General features: G+C 59.4%; 15 protein-coding genes and 1 pseudogene. 3 read left to right on the top strand and 13 right to left on the bottom strand.

Annotated features, from left to right (window positions below; all coding sequences use genetic code 11):
- Positions 1 to 94: 94 nt before the first annotated feature.
- Entirely contained in the window at positions 95 to 1303 is a 1209-nt protein-coding gene (locus tag PH547_RS21980; protein WP_285169483.1) for an NnrS family protein, read from the bottom strand.
- A 339-nt stretch (positions 1304 to 1642) separates the two neighbouring features.
- Between PH547_RS21980 and PH547_RS21975 the strand changes: the two genes are divergently transcribed.
- Entirely contained in the window at positions 1643 to 2338 is a 696-nt protein-coding gene (locus PH547_RS21975; protein WP_199773632.1) for a Crp/Fnr family transcriptional regulator, read from the top strand.
- A gap of 33 nt (positions 2339 to 2371) precedes the next feature.
- Complete coding sequence (locus PH547_RS21970) at positions 2372 to 3049, top strand: NnrU family protein (RefSeq protein WP_285169482.1); 678 nt, start codon at positions 2372 to 2374, stop codon at positions 3047 to 3049.
- 26 nt (positions 3050 to 3075) lie between these two features.
- On the opposite strand, the gene mog is transcribed toward PH547_RS21970, so the two are convergent.
- The 9 genes from mog to PH547_RS21925 are packed head-to-tail and all read right to left on the bottom strand — an operon-like array spanning position 3076 to position 15301.
- Positions 3076 to 3594, bottom strand: coding sequence for a molybdopterin adenylyltransferase (gene mog, locus PH547_RS21965; protein ID WP_283054307.1), 519 nt, complete (start codon positions 3592 to 3594; stop codon positions 3076 to 3078).
- 6 nt (positions 3595 to 3600) lie between these two features.
- On the bottom strand, positions 3601 to 4626 hold the full coding sequence (gene moaA / locus PH547_RS21960; RefSeq protein WP_285169481.1) for a GTP 3',8-cyclase MoaA: 1026 nt from the start codon (positions 4624 to 4626) through the stop codon (positions 3601 to 3603).
- Positions 4623 to 4904 (bottom strand): hypothetical protein, encoded by a 282-nt coding sequence (locus PH547_RS21955; RefSeq protein WP_285169480.1) that lies wholly within the window; start codon positions 4902 to 4904, stop codon positions 4623 to 4625. Before PH547_RS21955 ends, moaA begins: the two co-directional genes overlap by 4 nt.
- 9 nt (positions 4905 to 4913) lie before the next feature.
- Positions 4914 to 5816, bottom strand: coding sequence for a peptidylprolyl isomerase (locus PH547_RS21950; RefSeq protein ID WP_285169479.1), 903 nt, complete (start codon positions 5814 to 5816; stop codon positions 4914 to 4916).
- 5 nt (positions 5817 to 5821) lie between these two features.
- Positions 5822 to 6553 (bottom strand): respiratory nitrate reductase subunit gamma, encoded by a 732-nt coding sequence (gene narI / locus PH547_RS21945; RefSeq protein WP_285169478.1) that lies wholly within the window; start codon positions 6551 to 6553, stop codon positions 5822 to 5824.
- Between the two features lie 13 nt (positions 6554 to 6566).
- The gene (narJ, locus tag PH547_RS21940; protein ID WP_285169477.1) at positions 6567 to 7274 is read right to left on the bottom strand and encodes a nitrate reductase molybdenum cofactor assembly chaperone; all 708 of its coding nucleotides are present in this window, start codon (positions 7272 to 7274) and stop codon (positions 6567 to 6569) included.
- Positions 7274 to 8800, bottom strand: coding sequence for a nitrate reductase subunit beta (narH, locus tag PH547_RS21935; protein WP_285169476.1), 1527 nt, complete (start codon positions 8798 to 8800; stop codon positions 7274 to 7276). Before narH ends, narJ begins: the two co-directional genes overlap by 1 nt.
- Complete coding sequence (locus PH547_RS21930; RefSeq protein ID WP_285169475.1) at positions 8797 to 12543, bottom strand: nitrate reductase subunit alpha; 3747 nt, start codon at positions 12541 to 12543, stop codon at positions 8797 to 8799. The genes narH and PH547_RS21930 overlap by 4 nt, the downstream gene beginning before the upstream one ends.
- 13 nt (positions 12544 to 12556) lie before the next feature.
- On the bottom strand, positions 12557 to 15301 hold the full coding sequence (locus PH547_RS21925; protein WP_285169474.1) for a nitrate/nitrite transporter: 2745 nt from the start codon (positions 15299 to 15301) through the stop codon (positions 12557 to 12559).
- Positions 15302 to 15522: 221 nt separating this feature from the next.
- Here PH547_RS21925 and PH547_RS21920 point away from each other — a divergent pair, with 221 nt between their 5' ends.
- Positions 15523 to 16269, top strand: a complete 747-nt coding sequence (locus PH547_RS21920) for a helix-turn-helix domain-containing protein (RefSeq protein WP_285169473.1) — start codon at positions 15523 to 15525, stop codon at positions 16267 to 16269.
- A gap of 129 nt (positions 16270 to 16398) precedes the next feature.
- On the opposite strand, the gene adh is transcribed toward PH547_RS21920, so the two are convergent.
- The 3 genes and pseudogenes from adh to PH547_RS21905 form a co-directional block, all read right to left on the bottom strand.
- Positions 16399 to 17907: an aldehyde dehydrogenase gene (gene adh / locus PH547_RS21915; protein WP_285169472.1), complete on the bottom strand. Its 1509-nt coding sequence runs from the start codon at positions 17905 to 17907 to the stop codon at positions 16399 to 16401.
- 135 nt (positions 17908 to 18042) lie between these two features.
- The gene (locus tag PH547_RS21910; RefSeq protein ID WP_104827559.1) at positions 18043 to 18996 is read right to left on the bottom strand and encodes a GAF domain-containing protein; all 954 of its coding nucleotides are present in this window, start codon (positions 18994 to 18996) and stop codon (positions 18043 to 18045) included.
- A gap of 578 nt (positions 18997 to 19574) precedes the next feature.
- A pseudogene (locus PH547_RS21905) lies at positions 19575 to 21754 on the bottom strand (putative bifunctional diguanylate cyclase/phosphodiesterase).
- Positions 21755 to 22122 lie beyond the last annotated feature (368 nt).

Raw genomic sequence — 22122 nt, 5'->3', positions numbered from 1 at the left:
CATTTTTGTCGCGAGGAACAGTGCAGGCGACCGGGTTCGTGAACTTGATCGCCTTCGCCAGACCGGAGCCGGCGCATGGCCCGGCTCACCTTTTTCACCGGAGGGGTTTTCTTTCCTTGCAAAGGAACGGGGCATGTTCGACGGCGAACAACCCGAATGCAGCGGTCCATCCCGCCGCAGCAAGCATCAATATTACGTCGGCATAAGGCGGAATCAATTCGGCGAGCGGCCGCACGACCGCAACCGTCACAAGGATTGCGTAGGACACGGTGGTGGTCAAACTGGCCTTCAGCTTCCTTCCGGTGTGGCCACGACTGGCACGGGTCATGACCGCCAGCATCATGAGGCTGACGACGCCGATCGCCAAAATGTGGAGGATCGCGATCTGCTCCAGGCCTACGGCACCAGCGGCAATTGCGGCAAACCCAATCGGAACGAACAGATAAGCAATATGCAGGACCACAAGCATTGGATCTCGCCAAGTCGTCCATCCCCGCCAGCGCGCGAGGCGTACCGCGTTCAGGATTGCCGTACCGGCAGCGAGCAGGCCCGTCGCCACCGTCGTCGGTGCGAGTGTCCAAGACACCAAGGCCAGCACGCCTGCGGCGATCGAGACCGCATCGAAGCGATCGTGGGGCGCGGGAAAATCCGTGCGGCCGGACCGGTTCAGCCAGTTGCGCGTGAAGCTCGGAAGAATGCGCCCGCCAATGATCGTCACCAGCAAAACATAGGCAGCTAGGCCAAACCGAATGGCGATGTCAGGTGTGACGCCCTTCAAGACTTGAAGGTGAAAGCAGATGTTGGCGACGGAAAGAGCCGCCAGGCCTGCGATAACCTTCAGATCTTTCCATTTTCTGCCGGCTATGACCTCCCGCGCGCAAAGCACGAGCAGGACCGGCAAGAATATGCTGTCGGCAGACACGGCGGGGATTGCGCCAATCCAGTCGATAAGCAGCAACGCTGCGCGGCCCGCGAGCCATATTGCGAACAAAGCCATGAGCGGCCGGCCCGAAATGGGTAAGCGGCCGGTCCAGTTCGGGATCGCAGTGAGGAGGAAGCCTGCGAGAATTGCAGACGCGAAGCCGAAGAGCATTTCGTGCGCATGCCAGTAGATTGCTCCATATGCTTCGGCGATAGGCAGGCCCCTCGAAAGAAACAGGACCCACAAATCGATGCTGATGATCGCCCAGACGGCCGCCGCAAGAAAGAACGGGCGGAAACCATAGGAAAAGAGAACGGGCCGCGAGCGCGACAATCCGCGAACAATATGTTCCCCGGATGTGGCGTGAGGATGCTGTTGCATAAGCGATATCTCCGAATTGGCCATTCAGCCATAAGGGAGCTCACAGCGACCGTCGTTGCGAATACGCAAGGATCGTGTCCCAGGACTTTGGCTGTCCCAATGCTGAATTTGCGCCATGTCAAAGAGGATCGGCACGGATCTTTTATTGTATCGTCGGCGGTCGAGGGGCACTGTCGACGTCAAAGGATCAAGCATGACGAATAATCCGGCCAGCCGCCTTTCCGACTTGTCCGTCAACCGGACCCCGATGACGGCATGCGGAAGCGGAACTGGATGTTCACGCTTTGCGGCCTGCTTCATCACGCATTCGGAGCCGCCAATAACAGAGGCCCATTCCTGGTGAAAATCGACCCGACAGTACTGAAGTCTCTACCCTTGTTCGATCGTATGTTGGACAGCGACCTGAACGCAATGCTGGAGCATGCCGTTTCGCGTCGCGTCATGCCGGGCGACGCCGTATTCGAACAAGGCGCCCCGGCCAAGTCGTTCTTTCTCCTTCTCCATGGGCGGCTCAAAGTGACCCAGGTCACTCCAGACGGCCAGCAAATTATCGTTCGGATGGTCCATCCGGGCGATTTGTTCGGTTTTGCGATGGCGCTCCAGCGCGCCGACTATCCCGGCACCGCCATAGCGGCGGCCGAAAGCCTCACTCTGGCGTGGCCCACGGAGATGTGGTCACGGTTCGTGGAGCAGAATCCCCGTCTCGCCGTTACTGCGATGCAGACCATCGGGCAGCGGTTGGAGGAAGCTCACACCCGTATCCGGGAAATGTCGACGGAAGAAGTCGAGAGGCGCGTTGCGCATGCGGTCCTGAGACTGTCAAGACAGGCAGGCAAGCAGGTGGACACAGGTATCCGTATCGATTTTCCAATCTCGCGGCAGGATATTGCGGAAATGACTGGCACCACATTGCACACGGTCTCCAGAATCTTGAGCGCATGGGAGGCGAGAGGCATCGTGGAAGGCGGCCGGCAGAAGTTGACGATCTGCGATCCCCAAAAGTTGCTCAATCTTGCCGATCGGGCGCGCAGTTGAACCGCGATTGAACGCCAGTTTCTGGACCGAAAAATGCATGAATTCATAACCGCCTTCGTGGCTTTCGTCACCTTTCACTCGATCCCCGCCATTCCGGCCATCCGCGGGAGCATTGTCCAGCAAATAGGCCGGCTGGCCTATTTGCTTGTCTATTCCGCGGCATCGATCGCGGCACTGATATGGGTATTCCGCGCCGCACTGGCTTTGGACTATATCCCGCTCTGGGACTTTCAACCCTGGCATGCCGGAGTGACATTTGTTCTGGCTCCAGTCGGGTTGTTCCTGGTCCTCGGCGGGCTTCTGAGCCGCAACCCATTGTCGGTATCCATGCGCACAGCGGGACAACCCGGAGCGATCGTTCGCATAACACGCCACCCGGTCCTTTGGGGATTCGCTCTTTGGGCAGTCGGTCATCTGGCCGCGAATGGCGACTTGCGCTCCCTCCTGCTTTTTGGAGGATTCGCGTTCTTTTCGCTCGGCAGCATTCCGATGGCGGAGATGCGTGCCAGGCGTCGCTTGGGAACGACATGGAACAATTTTGCGGCTCAGACTTCTATCGTGCCCTTCGGCGGTCTTGCCCGCGGGAATAGGTTGGGTGTCGACGCGCCGATGCTGATTGGCGCGATAGCGGCGGCCGCCCTCACCATTTGGCTGCTTCTCTGGGGCCATCGCTTCCTTTTTGGCGCCGACCCGCTGTCGATTTTCATGTAAGGCGCTGGCCTTCGGAAACTGGGCGCTTACGAAGGACGAAAGGTCGCAACGATTGCCGGGTCAGTTTCGATGCGGCCGGCGCCGATCAAATCAAGACAATAGGGCACCGCCGGAAACACTGTGTCCAGGCAAAGGCCGATCGATGACGGTTTTCCCGGCAGATTGATGATCAGGGTGCTGCCGCGTATGCCGGCCGACTGTCGAGAGAGAATTGCCGTAGGCACGCTCTGGAAACTCGCCCGTCGCATGACCTCGCCGAAGCCCGGCAACTCCTTTGTGATCACGGCGCGAAAGGCTTCCGGCGTCTCATCCCGTGCAGACGGACCGGTTCCGCCGGTCGTCAGGATAAGATCGGTCCGCTCTTGATCGCAGAATTCGATCAGCGCCTCGCGGACGCTTTCGAAACCGTCGGGGATTATCTTCGAAATAGCTATCCACGGCGATGTGATCGCCCGATTCAGCCAATGCCGGATCGCCGGGCCCCCGAGATCGTCATATTCGCCGCGGCTTGCTCGGTCGGATACGGTGAGGATGCCAATGCGCACCATGGATCAGCCTCCAAGCGCGGACATATGACGGGCAAGCGTCGGCGTTCCGCGGCGATCAATTCTGAAATCGTGGCCTCGCGGCTTCGCCCTGATGGCTGCGTCGATTGCCGTGTGCAGCGCCTGGTCAGATTCGAACCCGCGCAACGCTGGACGCAGATCAATCTTGTCCTCCTGGCCGAGGCAGGTATAGAGCACGCCGGTCGCGCTGACGCGTACGCGATTGCAGGTCTCGCAGAAGGAATGACTCATCGGCGTAATGAAGCCGATCCGTCCGCCAGTCTCGGCCACACGGACGTAACGCGCCGGCCCGCCGGTACGTTCGCGTATGTCGGTGAGCGTCCAGCGCGTCTCGATCAGCCGCCTAAGATCGGTCAGCGGCAAATATTGATCGGTCCGGTCCGCGCCAACATCCCCAAGCGGCATGGTCTCGATCAGCGTCAGGTCCATGCCGCGACCGTGAGCGAAGGCTATCAAGTCATGGATCTCGCCTTCCGTGATGCCTTTGAGCGCAACGGCATTCAGCTTGACGGCAAGGCCCGCGTCCTGTGCCGCCTGCAATCCGTCCATCACCGCACCAAGGCTTCCTCGCCGCGTGATCTCCCGAAAGCGCGTCGCGTCAACTGTGTCCAGGGAGACATTCACACGCCGAACACCCGCGCGCGTCAAAGCTTCGGCATGCTTGGCAAGCAGCGTTCCGTTCGTCGTAAGTGTCAGTTCCTTGAGCACTCCTGTCGTCAGATGGCGCGACAGCGCTTCGAACAATGTCAAAATATCCTTACGCACCAGAGGTTCGCCGCCGGTGATGCGGATCTTCGAAACACCGCGCGCGACAAAGGCCGAAGCCAAACGATCCATTTCCTCTAGCGTCAGCAGTTCCCTGCGCGGCAGGAAGGTCATGTTCTCGGCCATGCAATAGACGCAGCGCAGGTCGCAGCGGTCGGTTGCAGACAGCCTGAGATAGGTGATCCGGCGACCGAAAAGATCGGTCAGTGGGCAGGACGAGGCATTGGTGGCAAAAGATGCAGTCATGCCGCCGCCCCGGACAAAGCCTTTTCGAGAATGGCGCGAAGGGCTGAAAGACCCGGATCCTCGGCGCGGTTCATGATGCCGATCAATTGAGCAAAATGATCGTCGGACGCCGTCTCCATGAAAGAACGGACGACCATGGCGAGATAGGCCGCCGGTTCCACTGCTTCCAAACTGGCCGCCTCTTTGAGCCGATCTGCGAGGCCCTCCATCCCGAGCGTCTCAATGACCGTCGCCGCGGTTTGGGGATTGTCGAGCGAGGCAATAAGTGTTCCGAACATGCTTTTTCCTCACTGCACCAAGGGTGTTGTGGCACCTTCAAGAGCAATCCCGCGGATATCGGCGCGCCCGATGAGCAGCGAAATATACTGCGCGGTCGCCTGTCGGAGTACATGCTCCTCCAGATAGCGGGCAATCCGATCCCTGACCGCCTCGAATGGCAGACGCCTGCCCTCGATCCTCCTCACCAGTCGGATGAGATGGACACCGTAGCGCGTCTCAACCGGGGCCGATATCTCCCCTGGGGTAAGCCCGGCTAGCGCTGCCTCGAATTCCGGTGTCGTTTCCCCGGGGCTGATCTGGCCGAGGCTGCCGCCGACTTCCCTGGATGGGCAGTCGGAACAATCCCTGGCGAGGGCAGCAAAGCGCTCCGGCTGCTCCGCCAGAACGGCAGCAAGCGAGGCAGCCCTCTCACGGGCTTCACCAAAAGCGGCGCCATCCTCTCTTCTTGCGGCAATCAGGATATGATCCGCCTCGTAGAGCGGCGGCGTGACAAAGCGTTTGCGGTTGTTCTCATAGAAGCGAACCAGCATTTCATCGTCCGCCTTCGGAGTTTCCACTTCGCGTTCGACGAGCGCGCGCAGTAACGCATCCTCTTCGGTCTCCACCCGTCCGTCCGCGTCTCTTTGCGGTTCGGCGGTCATGCCGAGGCGACTTGCTTCCTGCATCAGCAACTGACGGATGACGAGCGCCCGCGTTGCCGCATACCAGGCAGCGCCCGGATTGACAGCAGGAAAATTCTGCGTCTCCGCGGCGATGTCCTTACGGGAAATCGAAACGCCGTTGACGCTCACCGGCGGCATGGTCAGAGGTTCGGACGATCCATTGCGGGCCGGGGCAGACACATGCTCATGCCGATGGTTATGGCCCTCATGGGCGCGCGCTGCCGTGCGATCGATGACGATAGAAACCATGTTTGTCACTCCGCCCGATGTCTGTAGGAACGGGCCGGATGCCGCTCACGCGTGAAACGGCTGCGCACGACCTGATACCCTGGGCGGCCGAGATACCAGACCGGTGCGCTCCAGACATGGACCAGCCGGGTAAAGGGAAACAGCAGAAAGATCGTCATGCCCAGCAACAGATGCATCTTGAAGATCGGATGCACGTCCGCAACATAAGCGGCCGAAGACGGCTGTAACGTCAGGATGCCTTGCGCCCAATTCATGAACTTCACCATTTCATGACCGTCCATATGGCCGAGGGACACAAAAATCGTGGAGAGGCCGAGCGTCAGTTGCAGCCACAGAATGAGCAGGATCGCCATGTCGCCGAAGCTCGAAGTGGCTCGGATGCGCGGATCGAAGAACCGGCGATGGGCTAGAAGGGATATCCCGACAAAGCAGGCGATGCCGGCGATGCCGCCGACGACGATCGCGAGCCCCTGCTTGAAGCTGTGAGCGATACCGAGCGCATCGAAGACGGCAATCGGCGTGAGCAATCCGCCGGCGTGACCGAAGAAGATCACCAGTATGCCGACGTGAAACAGGTTCGAGCCCCACCGCAACTGGCTGCGGCGAAGCAACTGAGAGGAGCCTGTCTTCCAGCTATATTGTTCGCGGTCGAAACGGATCAGGCTACCGAGCAGGAACACGGTGAGGCAAAGGTACGGATACCAGCCGAAAAACACGGAATTGATGGTCTCGGACATCATCGTTCCTCCTTCAACGGGCACTGGCGCGCACGTCGCGACGTGCTGCACGGAGACGGGTCTGAAGCCGCTCGCTGGAACAGCTATCCATTCCACCGCTTCCAGGGCCAAAGGTGACAGCCGTCTCCTCCCATTCCGAGTCGAGCGCGGCGAGATCACCAACCAATGCTTCGCCGGCATCGGCGTTGGAGATTTCGGCAGATGCACCCGCCATCACACGGATCGCGGTCAGAACGGCAGCATATGGAGAATTCCGGGACAAAAGGCGTTCTTCGAGCGCTCCCAGAATGTTGGCGGTCTCGGCAAGAAGATTCAGCGCCTCTTTGCGTGGTCTCGTCGACAGATATTCCAAGAACAGCGGGAGATAGTCCGGCAGTTCGTTGGCGGCGAGTTCCAGCCCGCCTTTCTCATAAAGCGAGGCGAGATCGACCATAGCCTGACCCCGATCCCTGCTCTCGCCATGCACATGCTCGAAAAGATGCAGCGAGAGGCGGCGTGTTCTGTCGAAGAGTTCGACGTAGCGCTCCTGCAACTCAAAAAGATCGAGCGAGACAAGGTCGTCGAGAAGCGGCCGAAGCGATTTTGCAGCGGGGGCCGGCAGGAGCCCTTCGGAGACGATCACGCCTTCGATCTCTGACACCGCCGCGCAAAGCTCCTCCGTCGGATAGGTTAGAAGAGCGGAAAGCGCCCGCAAAGTGAGAATTCCATGTTCTTCGGCCATCATGCGATCTCCATCGGGTTCGATGCCTTCTTCGTCTGCTTGGTGCCAAAGAGATTGGTTTCGCTCGTGCCGCCGGAGCAGCCGTTGCCGAAGGAGAAGCCGCAGGAACCGCGCAGGTCATAGGCGTCTTCGCTCCATTCGCGGCGCGCGGTCGGGATGACAAAGCGATCCTCATAGTTGGCGATCGCCATGATCCGGTACATGTCCTCAATATCGGCTCCGGTAAGCGCGACCTTCTCGGCAATGCGTTCATCGATACGGCCGTCGATGGACTTGGCTCGCATATAAGCCCTCATGGCAAGCATGCGCTCGAGAGCCAGCGCCACGGGTTCCTCGTTGCCCGCGGTCAAGAGGTTGGCGAGATATTGCAGCGGGATGCGGAGGCTCCGCACATCCGGCATGTCACCGTCGAGGCCCATCTTGCCGGAGGCAGCAGCCGACTGGATCGGAGAAAGCGGCGGCACGTACCATACCATTGGCAGCGTGCGGTATTCCGGGTGCAGCGGGAACGCGACTTTCCAGTCCATCGCCATCTTCCAGATCGGCGACGTGCGGGCCGCCTCGATCCAGGTCTCCGGCACGCCGTCGGCGCGCGCTTGCGCGATCACCTTCGGGTCCTTCGGATCCAGGAACAGGTCGAGCTGTGCCTGATAGAGGTCCTTTTCGTCGGGAACGCTGGCCGCCTGCTCGATGCGGTCGGCATCATAAAGAAGGACGCCGAGATAGCGGATGCGGCCGACGCAAGTCTCCGAACAAACGGTCGGCTGGCCTGCCTCGATACGTGGATAGCAAAAGATGCACTTCTCCGATTTGCCGGACGACCAGTTGTAATAGATCTTCTTATAAGGGCAGCCGGAAACGCACATGCGCCAGCCGCGGCACTTATCCTGATCGATCAGAACGATGCCATCCTCTTCGCGCTTGTAGATGGCACCCGACGGACAAACGGCCGCGCAAGCCGGGTTGAGGCAGTGCTCGCAAAGCCGCGGCAGATACATCATGAAGGTATTTTCGAACTGCCCGTAGATATCCTTCTGGACCCCTTCGAAGTTCACGTCCTTAGAACGCTTTTCGAACTCGCCACCAAGAATTTCTTCCCAGTTCGGACCCCATTCGATCTTCTCGATGCGCTCTCCGGACACGAGCGACCGTGGCCGGGCTGTAGGAAAGGCCTTCGATTCCTTCGCCGTGTGCAGGTGTTCGTAGTCGAAGGTGAAGGGCTCGTAGTAGTCGTCGATTTCGGGCAGATCCGGATTGGCGAATATATTGGCCAAGATGCGCCATTTCGCGCCGATCTTCGGCTCGATCTTGCCGTTCCGCTTGCGCCGCCAGCCGCCGTTCCACTTCTCCTGGTTTTCCCATTCACGGGGATAGCCGACGCCGGGCTTGGTCTCGACATTGTTGAACCAGGCGTATTCGACGCCTTCGCGGCTGGTCCAGACGTTCTTGCAGGTGACGGAACAGGTGTGGCAACCAATGCATTTGTCGAGGTTCAGCACCATCGCGATTTGTGCACGGATCTTCATTCTGCGGCCTCCTTCGGCGCCTTGGTTGAATGCAGCGGCCCCTCAAGCCAGTCGATATTGGACATTTTGCGCACAACGATGAATTCGTCGCGGTTGGCGCCCACGGTTCCATAGTAGTTGAAGCCGTAGGCGAGTTGGGCATAGCCGCCGATCATGTGGGTGGGCTTCAGCACCGCGCGCGTCACCGAATTATGGATGCCGCCGCGATTGCCGGTCATCTGCGAGCCAGGCGTGTTTATGATCTTTTCCTGCGCATGATACATCAGCATCATGCCCTGCTTGATGCGCTGGGAGACAACAGCGCGCGCAGTCAGCGCACCGTTTGTGTTGAACACTTCCACCCAGTCGTTGTCGACGATACCCGCAGACTTCGCGTCCAGTTCGGAAATCCACACGACCGGCCCGCCGCGATTGAGGGTCAGCATCAGCAGGTTGTCGGTATAGGTGGAGTGAATGCCCCATTTCTGATGCGGCGTCAGGAAATTGAGGACAATTTCCTTGTTTCCGTTCGGTCGGCGGTCCTTGACGGCCGCGATCGTCTTCAGGTCGATCGGCGGCTTCCAGGTGACGAAACCTTCGCCGAAGGCCCGCATCCAGAGGTGATCCTGATAGAGCTGCTGACGGCCGGTAAGCGTGCGCCAGGGGATCAGCTCATGAACATTGGTGTAGCCGGCATTGTAGCAGACCTTCTCGCTCTCGATGCCCGACCATGTGGGCGATGAAATGATCTTGCGCGGCTGCGCCTGGATATCGCGGAAGCGGATCTTTTCGTCTTCCTTGGGAACGGCGAGATGGGCATGGTCGCGGCCGGTTGCCGCAGACAGGGCATCCCAGGCCTTCACCGCCACCTCCCCGTTGGTCTCCGGTGCGAGCATCAGGATGACCTCAGCCGCATCAATGTCGCTCTCGATTTTCGGCAGGCCCTTTGCCGCACCCTCCGAATGCACGCCGTTGAGTGCCCCAAGCGCTTCGACCTCGTGTTGCGTCTGCCAGTTGATGCCCTTGCCGCCATTGCCGACGGATGTCATCAGTGGCCCGAGCGCCGTGTATCGTGCATAAATATTGGGATAATCGCGCTCGACGACGGCGACGGACGGCATCGTGCGGCCTGGAATGGCTTCGATCTCGCCATGCTTCCAGTCCTTCACATCGAAGGCCTGGGCCATCTCGCCGGCACTGTCATGCTGGATCGGTGTGAGGACGACGTCCTGTTCGATGCCGAGCACCTCCGATGCAACCCGTGAGAAGGTTTTGGCGAGGCCCCTGTAAATTTCCCAGTCGGAACGAGCTTCCCACGCCGGATCGACCGCCGCCGACAGCGGATGGATAAAGGGATGCATGTCGGATGTATTGAGATCGTTCTTTTCGTACCAGGTGGCGGTCGGCAAGACGATATCCGAATAGACGCAGGTGGTGGACATGCGGAAATCGAGCGTCACCAACAGGTCGAGCTTGCCGCGCGGCGCCTCGTCGTGCCAAACGACCTCCTTGTTGCGCACCGCGCCTTCCGTCCCGAGGTCCTTGCCCATGACGCCGTTTTCGGTTCCAAGCAGGTGCTTCAGGAAATATTCGTGCCCCTTACCGGAGGAGCCAAGCAGGTTCGAGCGCCAGACGAACATGTTGCGCGGCCAGTTCGCGGGGTCGTCGGGGTCGTGGCAGGACAGTTCCAGCTCGCCGGACTTGAGTGCGCCGGCGACATAATCCCTTGGCGCCAGCCCCGCGGCTTTCGCCTTTGCGGCGATGTCGAGCGGATTTTGCTTGAGCTGAGGCGCCGACGGCAGCCAGCCCATACGCTCAGCCTTGACGTTGTAGTCGATGAAGCTTTTGCTCCAGTCGCCTTCCGGTGCCGTCGGCGAGAGGATCTCCTCCGCCGTCAGCGTCTCGTAACGCCACTGATCCGTATGCGCGTAGAAGAAGGAGGTAGAGTTCATATGGCGGGGCGGCCGGTTCCAGTCGAGCGCGAAGGCCAGCGGCGTCCAGCCGGTCTGTGGGCGCAGCTTCTCCTGCCCCACATAATGCGACCAACCGCCGCCCGACTGGCCTATGGCGCCGCAGAACACCAGGAGATTGATGATCCCCCGGTAGGTCATATCCATGTGGTACCAATGATTGACGCCCGCGCCGAGGATCACCATCGAGCGACCGTTGGTCTTTTCGGCATTGGTGGCAAACTCGCGCGCGACAGTAATGATCGCATCACGTTTCACCCCGGTGACACGTTCCGCCCAGGCCGGCGTAAACGGCATGTCCTCGTCATAGCTGCGAGCAACGTTGGCGCCGCCGAAGCCGCGGTCGAGACCGTAATTCGCCATCATAAGGTCATACGCGGTCGCGACCGTCACGGGCTCGCCATCCACACCGGCGATGGTACGGACCGGAACGTTGCGGGTCAGGATTTCGTCATGTGCAGTCGCAACGAAATGTTCGGTGGCACGTCCGCCGAAATAGGGGAAATCGACCGCCCTGATTTCCGCTCCGTCCCCTGCAAGCGTGAGCTTGAGGCGGATATCGCGACCGTGGCCATCCTTCTCCTCAAGGTTCCATTTCGCCTGTTCGCCCCAGCGGTAGCCGACGGAACCGAGCGGAGCGACCAGATCACCCGTATTCTCGTCGATGGCAACCGTCTTCCATTCCGGATTGTTGGTCTCTCCGAGCGCGCCTTTCAGCTCCGAGGCGCGAAGCAGGCGCTCAGGCACTAGCTTGCCGTTCTGCTCGGCAAGACGCACCAGGAACGGCATGTCGGTGTAGCGCCGCGTATAATCGTCGAAATAGGGAACCGAACGATCGAGATGGTATTCGCGCAGAATGACATGGCCCATGGCAAGCGCCAGCGCGGCATCCGTTCCCTGCTTCGGATTGAGCCAAATATCGCCAAACTTGGTCGCCTCGGCATAGTCGGGGCTCACGACAGCGCTCTTGGTGCCCTTGTAGCGGACCTCGGTGTAGAAATGGGCGTCCGGCGTGCGGGTCTGTGGTACGTTCGAGCCCCAGACGATGATGAAGCCGGCATTGTACCAGTCGGCCGATTCCGGCACATCCGTTTGCTCGCCCCAGGTCTGCGGGCTTGCTGGCGGCAGATCGCAATACCAGTCATAGAAGGACATGCAGACGCCGCCGAGCAGCGACAGATAACGTGACCCGGCTGCATAGGAAACCATCGACATGGCGGGAATCGGCGAGAAACCGATGATGCGGTCGGGGCCGTGCGCCTTGATCGTGTAGGCATTGGCGGCGGCGATGATCTCGTTGACCTCATCCCAGGTGGCTCGCACAAAGCCGCCATGGCCGCGGATCGAGATGTAGGACTTTCGCTTTTCTGCGTCTTCCACGATCGAAGCCCATGCAGCGACCGGCGACATGGTTTTCCGTGCCCTGCGCCAAAGCTTCAGTAGCCGGCCGCGGATCATCGGATATTTCACCCGCGCACCGGAGTAGAGATACCAGCTATAGGAGGCACCGCGGGCACAGCCCCGCGGCTCGTGGTTCGGCAGGTCGGGTCGCGTGCGCGGATAGTCCGTCTGCTGGGTCTCCCAGGTGACGATCCCGCCCTTGACATAGATCTTCCATGAACAGGAACCCGTGCAATTCACCCCATGGGTAGAACGGACGATCTTGTCGTGCTGCCAACGCTTGCGGTAACCGTCCTCCCAGGAGCGGTCCTCGCTGGTGACGATCCCATGTCCGTTTGAGAACTGACCAACATTCTTGCGAAAGAAGGTCAGACGGTCGAGGAAGTGCGACATATATTTCTCCCTGTTATTCGGCCGCGGCGGCTTGGCCGGCGGTGCGGCGCTTGCGCCGCTCGATGTCATGAAGAAGGCCGCCCTTGCGGGTGTAGACGACCCAGGTGAGGACAAGGCAGCTCACGTAGAAGACGAGAAAGGCCCAGAGCGCTGCCTCGGCGCTGCCGGTCAACGCGATCGAGGTACCAAAGCTCTTCGGAATGAAGAAGGCTCCGAAAGCGGCAATCGCCGAGGTGAAGCCGGTGATGGCGGCCGCCTCCTTCTCCCCTTGACGACGACGCATTTCGGCGTCGGCACCCGGCATCAGCCGCTCCATCTCCCTGGCGCTGATCGCCGGTATCATCTGGAAGGTGGAGGCATTGCCGACGCCAGTGGCGAAGAAAAGGACGAGGAAGCTGGCAAAGAAGCCCCAGAAGGCACCGGGCTGCTCCCTCATGCCCGTGAACCACAGCACGCCCGCAACGCCGGCCATCATCAACGCGAAGACCCAGAAGGTGACGCGCGCGCCGCCATAGCGATCGGCAAGCCACCCGGTAGCTGAGCGCGACAACGCGCCGACCAGCGGTCCGAGAAAGGCGAACTGCAACGCATTGATCTCCGGAAACAACATCTTCGACAACAACGGGAAGCCCGCGGAATAGCCGATGAAGGAGCCGAACGTACCGGTGTAGAGCCAGCACATGATCCAGTTATGTTTTCGCTGGAAGATGATTGCCTGCTCTGCGAACGAGGCCTTGGCCGAGGCAATGTCATTCATGCCGAACCAGGAGGCGCAAGCCGACAGCACGATGAAGGGCACAAAGAAGAAACCGGCATTCTGCAGCCAGAGCGGCGCAACTCCGGCTGGGCTGGCTGCCATTTGAGGTGTACCGCCGAGCGGCCCGAAGAGACCTACTGCAATGACAAGCGGCACGGCGAACTGCACGACGCTGACACCAAGATTGCCAAGTCCGGCATTGAGCGCAAGCGCGTTGCCCTTCTCCGATTTCGGGAAGAAGAAGGAGATATTGGCCATGGAAGAGGCGAAATTGCCGCCGCCGAACCCGCAAAGCAAGGCCAGGATCAGGAATACGACATAAGGCGTTTCGGGATGCTGCACGGCGTAACCGATGCCCACCGCCGGGATGATGAGTGACCATGTGGTGAGCGTCGTCCAGAGCCGGCCGCCGAAGATCGGCACCATGAACGAGTAGAAGATCCGCAGCGTAGCACCCGACAGGCCCGGCAATGCGGCGAGCCAGAAGAGTTGGTCGGCGCTGAAGGTGAAACCCGCGAGCGGTAGCTTGGCGACCACGACCGACCAAACCTGCCAGACGGCAAAGGAGAGAAGCAGCGCCGGGATTGACAGCAAGAGATTTCGGCGAGCGACTGCCCGGCCGATCTTCTGCCAGAACACCGGATCTTCGGGGCGCCAGTCGGTCAGCACCGCCTTGCTCGGACGGGTCTGAACCACTGGTTCAGGCAATCCCTGCATTTCCGGGAAGGGCGGCAACCGAGAAAGGGGCACGCCGGCGGCCCCGCGTTCCATCTGGCGGATCGCAAGATGCATCCAGACGAGCGCACCGCCGACAAGCACGAAGAGCGCCATAAAGCAACTCGTCCACAGACCCGTTAAGTCGAGCAGCACGCCGAAGAGGATCGGCAGGACAAAGCCGCCGAGGCCCCCGATCATACCTACGAGGCCACCGACCGAGCCAACATGGTTCGGATAGTAGGCTGGAATGTGCTTGTAGACGGCTGCCTTGCCGAGCGCCATGAAGAAACCAAGCACGAAGATCGTGACGACGAAGCCGCCAAGGCCCATTTCAAGATGGAATGAGGTCGTACCGTTTGCGCCGTGGACCACATAGTCGGTCGGCGGATAGGAGAGTATGAAAGTCGCCGCTGTGCAGACAAGGAAAGTCCAATAGAGGACGCGGCGCGCGCCATAGGTATCCGACAGATGACCGCCATAGGCGCGCAACAGGCTCGCCGGCACCGAGAAGAAGGCAGCGATCATGCCTGCCATCTCGATATCAAGGCCATAGACCTTGATCAGGTATTGCGGCAGCCAGAGTGCCAGTGCGACGAACGCACCGAACACAAAGAAATAGTAAAGTCCGAAGCGCCAGATCTGCACATTCTTGAGCGGTTCGAGTTCGAGCCAGGCGCTCGTCGGCCGGATGCCGGAGCGACGTCGCTCGACGGTTACCGGATCATCCTTGGTGGTCAGCCAGAACAGAATAGCCATGACGGCAAGTCCGGCAGCCCAAATCTGCGCAACCGCCTGCCAACCGAAGGCGACGAGGACGAAGGGAGCAAGGAACTTGGTGACGGCCGCGCCGACATTGCCGGCGCCGAAAATGCCGAGCGCCGTTCCCTGTTTTTCCGGCGGATACCAGCGCGACACATAGGCAACACCGACGGCGAAGGAGCCGCCTGCGATGCCAATCCCAAGCGCTGCCACCAGCATCTGCGGGTAAGTGTGCGCGTAAGATAGCAGGAAAGTCGCGGCCGCGCCGGCGAGCATGGTTGCGGTGAAGACGAGCCTCCCGCCGTAAAGATCGGTCCAAATGCCAAGCAGGACGCGGATCAGCGCGCCGGTGAGGATGGGCGTGCCGACCAGAAGCCCGAATTGAGTTTCGCTTAGTCCGAGTTCCTGTCGGATGCGGATGCCGATGATCGAGAAGATCGTCCATACCGCAAAGCAGGCCGTGAACGCGGCTGTGCTCATTCCCAAAATTTGACCGGCCTTGGGTCGTGCCGTTTCCTGTGTCATGGGCTGCCCTCGATGAAAAGTTCGCGCTTGGCGCGGTTGGGAGCTATCGACAGCAGGATGGCAACACAGTCAGTTGCACTCCTTGATCCACATCAATCATCGGCGTGATTTTTATCACATACTGTTTTGATGTGAGCCGCGTTGGGCGGCCGCCGAAGGTGAGCGCACGGGTCCCGTTCTGTTCTAAGAATCGCGGACCGTTGCCGGTGGGACGGAGATCGATGAGAAAAGGAGAGTACGGCGCATCATTCCGGGGCATGCTGGAAGAACTGCCATTGTTTCAGTCGCTGCCCGACGCAACACGAAAGGAGCTGCTTGGCAATTCGGTACAGCATAGCGTGGCGCCAGGCACCGTGCTTTTTGAGCAGGGTGACATACCAAACTTCCAGATCGCACTTCTTTCGGGGTCGGTCCAGTTGTTTGGCCAGTCGCGGGAGGGACGCGAGGTATTGATCGAAGCGGTGCGCGAGCCGGGGCTCCTCATTCCCGCTGCCGTCGCAACGGGCGCGCCCTACCTCATGCAGGCGCGTGTGCCGGAACTCTCGCGTTTTCTGCTGATCCATGCAGAAACATTCCGCCGGGCCGTGGCGCGCGAGCCGTTGCTTGCGCATGCCGTGATCGGAAGCCTTGCTCATCAGTTCCGCCGAATGGTGCGGCAGATCAAGAATCTAAAGCTGAGGTCTTCCACCCAACGCATTGGCTGCTACCTGCTCGCCTTATCGGCGCGGCAGGGAACGCCCGACAAGGCCATCCTTCCTTATGAGAAGACCCTGATCGCCTCCGAACTCGGCGTTACCCGCGAATCCTTTTCCCGTGCTCTGTCCGGTCTCGAAAAGGCGGGTATCAGGGTCGATGGTCAGACGATCGCCATCCTTGATTCTGCCAGGCTTGCCGCCGAATGCGGCTTTGATTCCTATATCGACGACAGCGACGAATTTGACCTGACCCGACTTCCCTATCCACTTTAGCTGGGTAGGAAACACGCGACCGCGGCCGTGGCTTGACCCTTCTCGTCACCCAAGACTTTCCCTCATTGCAAGCTGGCTAAGGGCTTCCAGCCAACAGCCGGAAGCCTTTGCATAGCGCTTGAGAGGAGATCAGAAGAAGCCAAGCGCCTTCGGGCTGTAGCTCACCAGCATGTTCTTGGTCTGCTGGTAGTGATCGAGCATCATCTTATGTGTCTCACGACCGATGCCGGACTGCTTGTACCCGCCGAAGGCCGCATGGGCCGGATAGGCATGATAGCAATTCGTCCAGACGCGGCCGGCCCGGATCTCCCGCCCGAAGCGATAGGCGCGGTTGCCATCGCGGGTCCACACGCCGGCACCGAGGCCGTAGAGCGTGTCGTTGGCGATTTCCAGCGCCTCCTTCTCGTCCTTGAAGGTGGTCACGGACACCACTGGGCCGAAGATCTCCTCCTGGAAGATGCGCATCTTGTTATGACCCTTGAAGATCGTCGGCTTGATGTAGTAGCCGCTTGAAAGCTCACCACCGAGATCATTGCGGCCGCCGCCCGTCAGCACTTCGGCTCCTTCCTGCCTCCCGATGTCGAGATAGGAAAGGATCTTCTCCATCTGCTCGCTGGATGCCTGGGCACCGATCATCGTAGCGGAATCGAGCGGGTTGCCCTGCTTGATCTGCTCGACCCGCTTCACGGCCTTTTCCATGAAACGATCGTAAATGGATTCCTGGACCAACGCCCTGCTGGGGCAGGTGCAAACTTCGCCCTGGTTCAACGCGAACATGGCGAACCCTTCGAGCGCCTTGTCAAGGAAATCGTCGTCTTCCGCCATCACGTCTGCAAAAAAGATGTTCGGCGACTTGCCACCGAGTTCGAGCGTGACGGGTATCAGGTTCTGGCTGGCATATTGCATAATCAGCCGACCGGTCGACGTTTCGCCGGTGAAAGCAATCTTGGCGATACGCGGGCTGGTCGCGAGCGGCTTGCCCGCCTCGAGGCCAAAGCCGTTGACGATATTAAGCACGCCGGGCGGCAGCAAATCCCCGACGATTTCCGCCCAGACGAGCAACGAAGCGGGCGTCTGTTCGGCGGGCTTGATAACGACGCAATTGCCGGCAGCAAGGGCAGGCGCCAGCTTCCATGCGGCCATGAGGATCGGGAAGTTCCACGGGATAATCTGGCCGACGACGCCGAGCGGCTCATGAAAATGATAGGCGACGGTATCTTGGTCGATCTCGCCGATCGAGCCTTCCTGAGCGCGAATGCAAGAGGCGAAATAGCGGAAATGGTCGATCGCGAGTGGAATATCGGCGGCCATTGTTTCGCGAATGGGCTTGCCGTTGTCCCACGTCTCCGCCTCGGCGAGCGTTTCGAGTTTGTCTTCCATCCGCTGGGCGATCTTCATCAGAATGTTCGAGCGCTCAGCGGCTGATGTCTTGGCCCAATTGTCCTTGGCCGCGTGGGCGGCGTCCAGCGCCGCGTTGATGTCGTTCTCGTCCGAGCGTGGAATCTCGCAGATCTTGCCGCCGGTCACCGGTGTGATGTTGTCGAAATATCTGCCGCCGATTGGCTCGCGCCATTCGCCGCCGATGTAATTCCCATATTTGAGCTTGAATGGAGATTCGACGATTTTCTGATGCAGCATGTCATCCTCCCTTGGTCGACAATTCCGGGTCGCAAACCCGATGGGAGAAATCTGCGCGTCTTTATCGCCGGACGACAGGGTGCGTGGTCCATACCGCAGTGCACAGTGTCGCAACTCTGCGACACTTTCGATCTGTCAATGCAGATCCAGCTTCCTCATCTTGCGATGAAGAGTGGCACGGTTCATGCCAAGGGAGAGTGCGGCTTGCGTCACATTGCCATTGGCGCGTGACAGTGCCCTGAGAAGAGCGGCACGTTCAGCCTCCTGAAGAGCTTTTCCATCGTCCAGATGCTTTTCCCGCAATGCATCGGTGGCTGGGACGCCAGCGGAAATGCGTTGGTCGTCGAGCTTTAGCGCCACGCGTGCGGCTCTCGTCGCACCAAGCACCATATCGTTCCGATCGACGGCGAGAAGCGCCGAGGTCGAACCACTATCGGTCGGAACCAAAACAAAACGAGCTCCAGCAAAGGCGCTGCGGAAAAGACCGAGTTCGATACGCATGGCGGCCTCGCGAACCGTCTGAGAGATGATAGCCAGCGTCACCTCGTTGACATCCTCGCGGCATGTTGAAACGTCCAGCGCGCCGGCCATCTGGCCGCGATGGTCGCGGATCGGCGCCGTGGTACAGCTCAGATTGATATTGGAGCAGAAAAAGTGCTGATCCCGAACGATCGCCACCGCCCGATCGTCAGCAAGCGCGGTGCCGATGCCGTTCGTGCCGATGCTCGCCTCGGTCCACACCGAGCCGGTCCAAAGGCCGAGATTCTGGAACTCCTTATCGTCGCCTGCCGTGCCGCGCCGCTCCAGCGCAATGCCGTCACGATCGGTCAGAAGCAGGCAGCAGCCAGCCTTTCCGACTGTCGAGAAGAGCCGACCGAGTTCATCAGCCGCTTCCACCAGCAGCCTTTCCGACTGTTGACATGCCGTTCGAAATTCCTGGTCGCTCAGACGAACAGGCAACCGCTTTTCCTCCGGTGCCAATCGATGCATGGTCATGCAGCGCCGCCAGGAGGCGACGATCGTAGAACTTGCAGCAACAGACTGCGCGGATGCATAAACCTGATCCGCATGCGCAGAATGCTCGTACATTGGGCTCCTCCCACCGAACGTCAGATCAATTCTTGCTAAAAAAGGGCGACGTGGCAATCCTGGACATTCTGCCGCCAAGACCAGTTACCGGCCCAATGGATCGCAGTGTCCCAGAGATCCGTCAAACATCTCGAGCGGCGGACAAGCACAGAGCACGGCATGTCAGCCGTATTCCTTGGCACGTCCGCTTATGCACAATTTTCCAAAATGTAGATCAGGCGATAGCGAATACCTTGATCCTCATCAATGTGCCCTTGATCAAATCTGATTTGGTAGAGACGCCCCAGAGGCATAGTTCCAATGGGGCAGTCGAGCCGCCGCTTTCACCACGTTGGGGGCAAATGGGAAAGCGGCGGTTCGATTTGGGAATGACTGTCAGGAGCGGGAATCGATGCCGCGTCTCCGGATCCTACGCGGCCACGGCGACGGCAACCAGCTTCAAGCCGTTGAAATGGGACGTCTCAGCGATGGTCCATCATCTCGTCCTACCATGGCCGCGATGACGAAATTTCGAAGCCGGCACTAAACAATAGCGCACATGTAACGCGCCCTTCAGACCGAACGACGTCCATTTGGCATCAATCCCGATCAGACCTCAAGAACTGCGGCAGCTTCACGAATTCGGCTTTTGGCACGGGCTTGCTGTACAAGAACCCTTGTGCCGCGTCGCATCCGTTAGCCCTTAGGACGCCGCCTGTTCGACCGTCTCGACACCTTCCGCCACGACGTTTTGCCCAAGGCAACGGGCGATCGAGAGAATGGCCTTGACTAGCTCTGCGCTGCGCTTGTCGCCACTGCTGATGAATGATCGATCGATTTTCAGGGTGTCGATGGGAAAGCGAGCCAAGTAATTCAACGCCGAATAGCCGGTACCGAAATCATCGATAGCAATTGAGATTCCCATCGTCCGAAGGGCACAAAGAGTGGCCAGTGTCTCGTATTGTTGATCCAGCAGAAGGCTTTCCGTGATCTCAATCTCGATCCACTCAGGGCGGCAGGCGGTTTCATCGAGAATCTGGGTTACCATCTCCAGTAGGTCAGATCGCTGGAACTGCCTGGATGAGACATTGATCGCCATTTTGTGAGACGCTGGGGTGTCGGCGTTCAATTCTGCCGCGGTTCGACAGGCTTCGCGAAATACCCATCGGCCCAAATCCGCGATTAATCCAGTGTCCTCGGCAATCGGAATGAACTCAGCCGGAGGAACCATGCCCATCTTTCCGTGATGCCATCGCAGGAGAGCCTCCGAGCCGACTATCCTGCCGTTTTCGACGAGTACCTTGGGCTGGTAATACACTTCGAGTTCGCAGCGCTCGATGGCCCGGCGCAATTCCGATTCCAGCATCAGGCGGTGTTGCGCGTCTGCTGTCAGTTGCCTCGAATAAAATTGGAAGCCTCCCCGCCCAAGACGCTTTGCCAAATACATTGCGGAATCGGCATATTTGACGAGATCGTTTGCATCAGTGCTGTGCTCGGGATGGAGCGCGATCCCGATGCTGCATGAGACGAAGACTTCCCTGCCGTCGAGCAGGAAGGGTTCGTCGAATGTTTTGAGCATCTTGGTGGCGATATCGCGCAAATCGTCCGCGTGCCGGATGTCTGGCAAGAGGATGGCGAATTCATCGCCGCTGAGACGGGCCACGGTGTCGGCGCTGCGCACGCTTGCCTGGAAGCGTCTGGCCGCCTGACAAAGCAGTTCGTCGCCGACGGGATGTCCCATCGTGTCGTTTACGGCTTTGAAATGGTCGATGTCCATCATCATGACGCCTACAACTTGGCGATGGGACTCAGCATCTGCCATCGCTTGCCGCAACCGCCCAAAGAACAGTTCCCGGTTGGGCAAGTCCGTAAGCGAATCGTAGAAGGCCATCCGATGAATTTTTTCGCGGGAGGCGTTCAACTCGGTAATGTCGCGGGCCACGCCGAGAACACCCGTTGTCTTTCCCTCGGCGCCAACGATTGGGACCTTTCGTGTTTCCAGAAGTATGCGTTGTCCACTGTCGTGGTGTGTGACCCATTTCTCATTGATCACGACGCCTCCGGCACGGATCGCTTCCAGCTCCCTTTCGCGGAAAAGGCGTGCGACGTCGGCGTCAAACAGGTCTAGATCCGTTTTGCCAACAATTTCGGACTCCGACTTGCCGATCAGACGCTCATAGGCGTGATTGCAAAGGAGATAGGCGCCCTCGATATCCTTCAACCATACCATGTCGGGTATAGTCTGAAGTACCGTGAGGAGGCGTGTTCGCGCTTCATCTAGAATATGCTCTCCCAGCTTCCGTTCGGTAACATCCCGTGACAGAACAAGAAACGTTTGGGAGGATGTTTCACTGCCCGCTTTCTTTGCAACATGATGCTCGAACCATCGGGACTCGCCGTTCTGTTGGACGATGCGAATGACGTGACAATCGCTGGCGCCTTTCTCGTCGGCCTCGCGGATGGCGCGCAACGCAGCCGCCGCGTCTTCAGGCGGGAGGACGTCGTTTACCGTTTTGCCCAGCAGTTGTTGTTTGGTCGCAGCCAGAAGTTCCGGATGCTTTGTCCATATCTGGAGATACCGTCCGTTTCGGTCCATCTCAAACAGAATATCAGGGATGGCGGCAATGATCGTTTCCGCGAATTCAAGCGCATCTTCAAGCCTCTGCTTCTCGTGCCGGCTAGACTCGTCCACGCGGGCAATCGCGCCGGGCTGAGCAACTGCATCGCTATCCGCAAACGAACCATCCGCCTGCCAGTTATGGGAGAGAGATAGCAGCATCACATGGATCCTCCTGCCGGCAAAGGGACAGGAGGTGTCATACATCCGGTCGAACTTTCATCGGGAAGAACCGCACAATTCATTCGAGCGGAGTTGAAGGCTCAGCGAATTCATCGATCAGGAAAGAAGATGAATAGGCGCAATGCAGTTTGAGTACAGAGTCCTTAACAAAGTACATCGCCGATTGCGGCAAACACAACTTGTTGCGCAATTTGGACTGTAGATCGTAAAATGGACAGCCTTGCGCAGGCAACCGCAACCATGCACAAGCGCGCGCTTGGCGGAAATTCCTTCTTCTATTGCTCCCTGAAGAAACGTCGTCTGTGCGCTCGCTGCTACAGCCGACAGCGCTGCAAGGTAGCCTAAGC

The organism is Rhizobium cerradonense, assembly GCF_030182455.1.
GTDB lineage: Bacteria > Pseudomonadota > Alphaproteobacteria > Rhizobiales > Rhizobiaceae > Rhizobium.
The sequence above is the reverse complement of the archived record's forward strand: the minus strand, read 5'-3'. Positions and strand labels throughout refer to the sequence as shown.

Coding starts and splice junctions, on each gene's coding strand:
- PH547_RS21980 (WP_285169483.1), bottom strand. CDS start 1,303: ATGCAACAGCATCCTCACGCCACATCCGGGGAACATATTGTTCGCGGA.
- PH547_RS21970 (WP_285169482.1), top strand. CDS start 2,372: ATGCATGAATTCATAACCGCCTTCGTGGCTTTCGTCACCTTTCACTCG.
- moaA (WP_285169481.1), bottom strand. CDS start 4,626: ATGACTGCATCTTTTGCCACCAATGCCTCGTCCTGCCCACTGACCGAT.
- PH547_RS21955 (WP_285169480.1), bottom strand. CDS start 4,904: ATGTTCGGAACACTTATTGCCTCGCTCGACAATCCCCAAACCGCGGCG.
- PH547_RS21950 (WP_285169479.1), bottom strand. CDS start 5,816: ATGGTTTCTATCGTCATCGATCGCACGGCAGCGCGCGCCCATGAGGGC.
- narI (WP_285169478.1), bottom strand. CDS start 6,553: ATGTCCGAGACCATCAATTCCGTGTTTTTCGGCTGGTATCCGTACCTT.
- narJ (WP_285169477.1), bottom strand. CDS start 7,274: ATGGCCGAAGAACATGGAATTCTCACTTTGCGGGCGCTTTCCGCTCTT.
- narH (WP_285169476.1), bottom strand. CDS start 8,800: ATGAAGATCCGTGCACAAATCGCGATGGTGCTGAACCTCGACAAATGC.
- PH547_RS21930 (WP_285169475.1), bottom strand. CDS start 12,543: ATGTCGCACTTCCTCGACCGTCTGACCTTCTTTCGCAAGAATGTTGGT.
- PH547_RS21925 (WP_285169474.1), bottom strand. CDS start 15,301: ATGACACAGGAAACGGCACGACCCAAGGCCGGTCAAATTTTGGGAATG.
- PH547_RS21920 (WP_285169473.1), top strand. CDS start 15,523: ATGAGAAAAGGAGAGTACGGCGCATCATTCCGGGGCATGCTGGAAGAA.
- adh (WP_285169472.1), bottom strand. CDS start 17,907: ATGCTGCATCAGAAAATCGTCGAATCTCCATTCAAGCTCAAATATGGG.
- PH547_RS21910 (WP_104827559.1), bottom strand. CDS start 18,996: ATGTACGAGCATTCTGCGCATGCGGATCAGGTTTATGCATCCGCGCAG.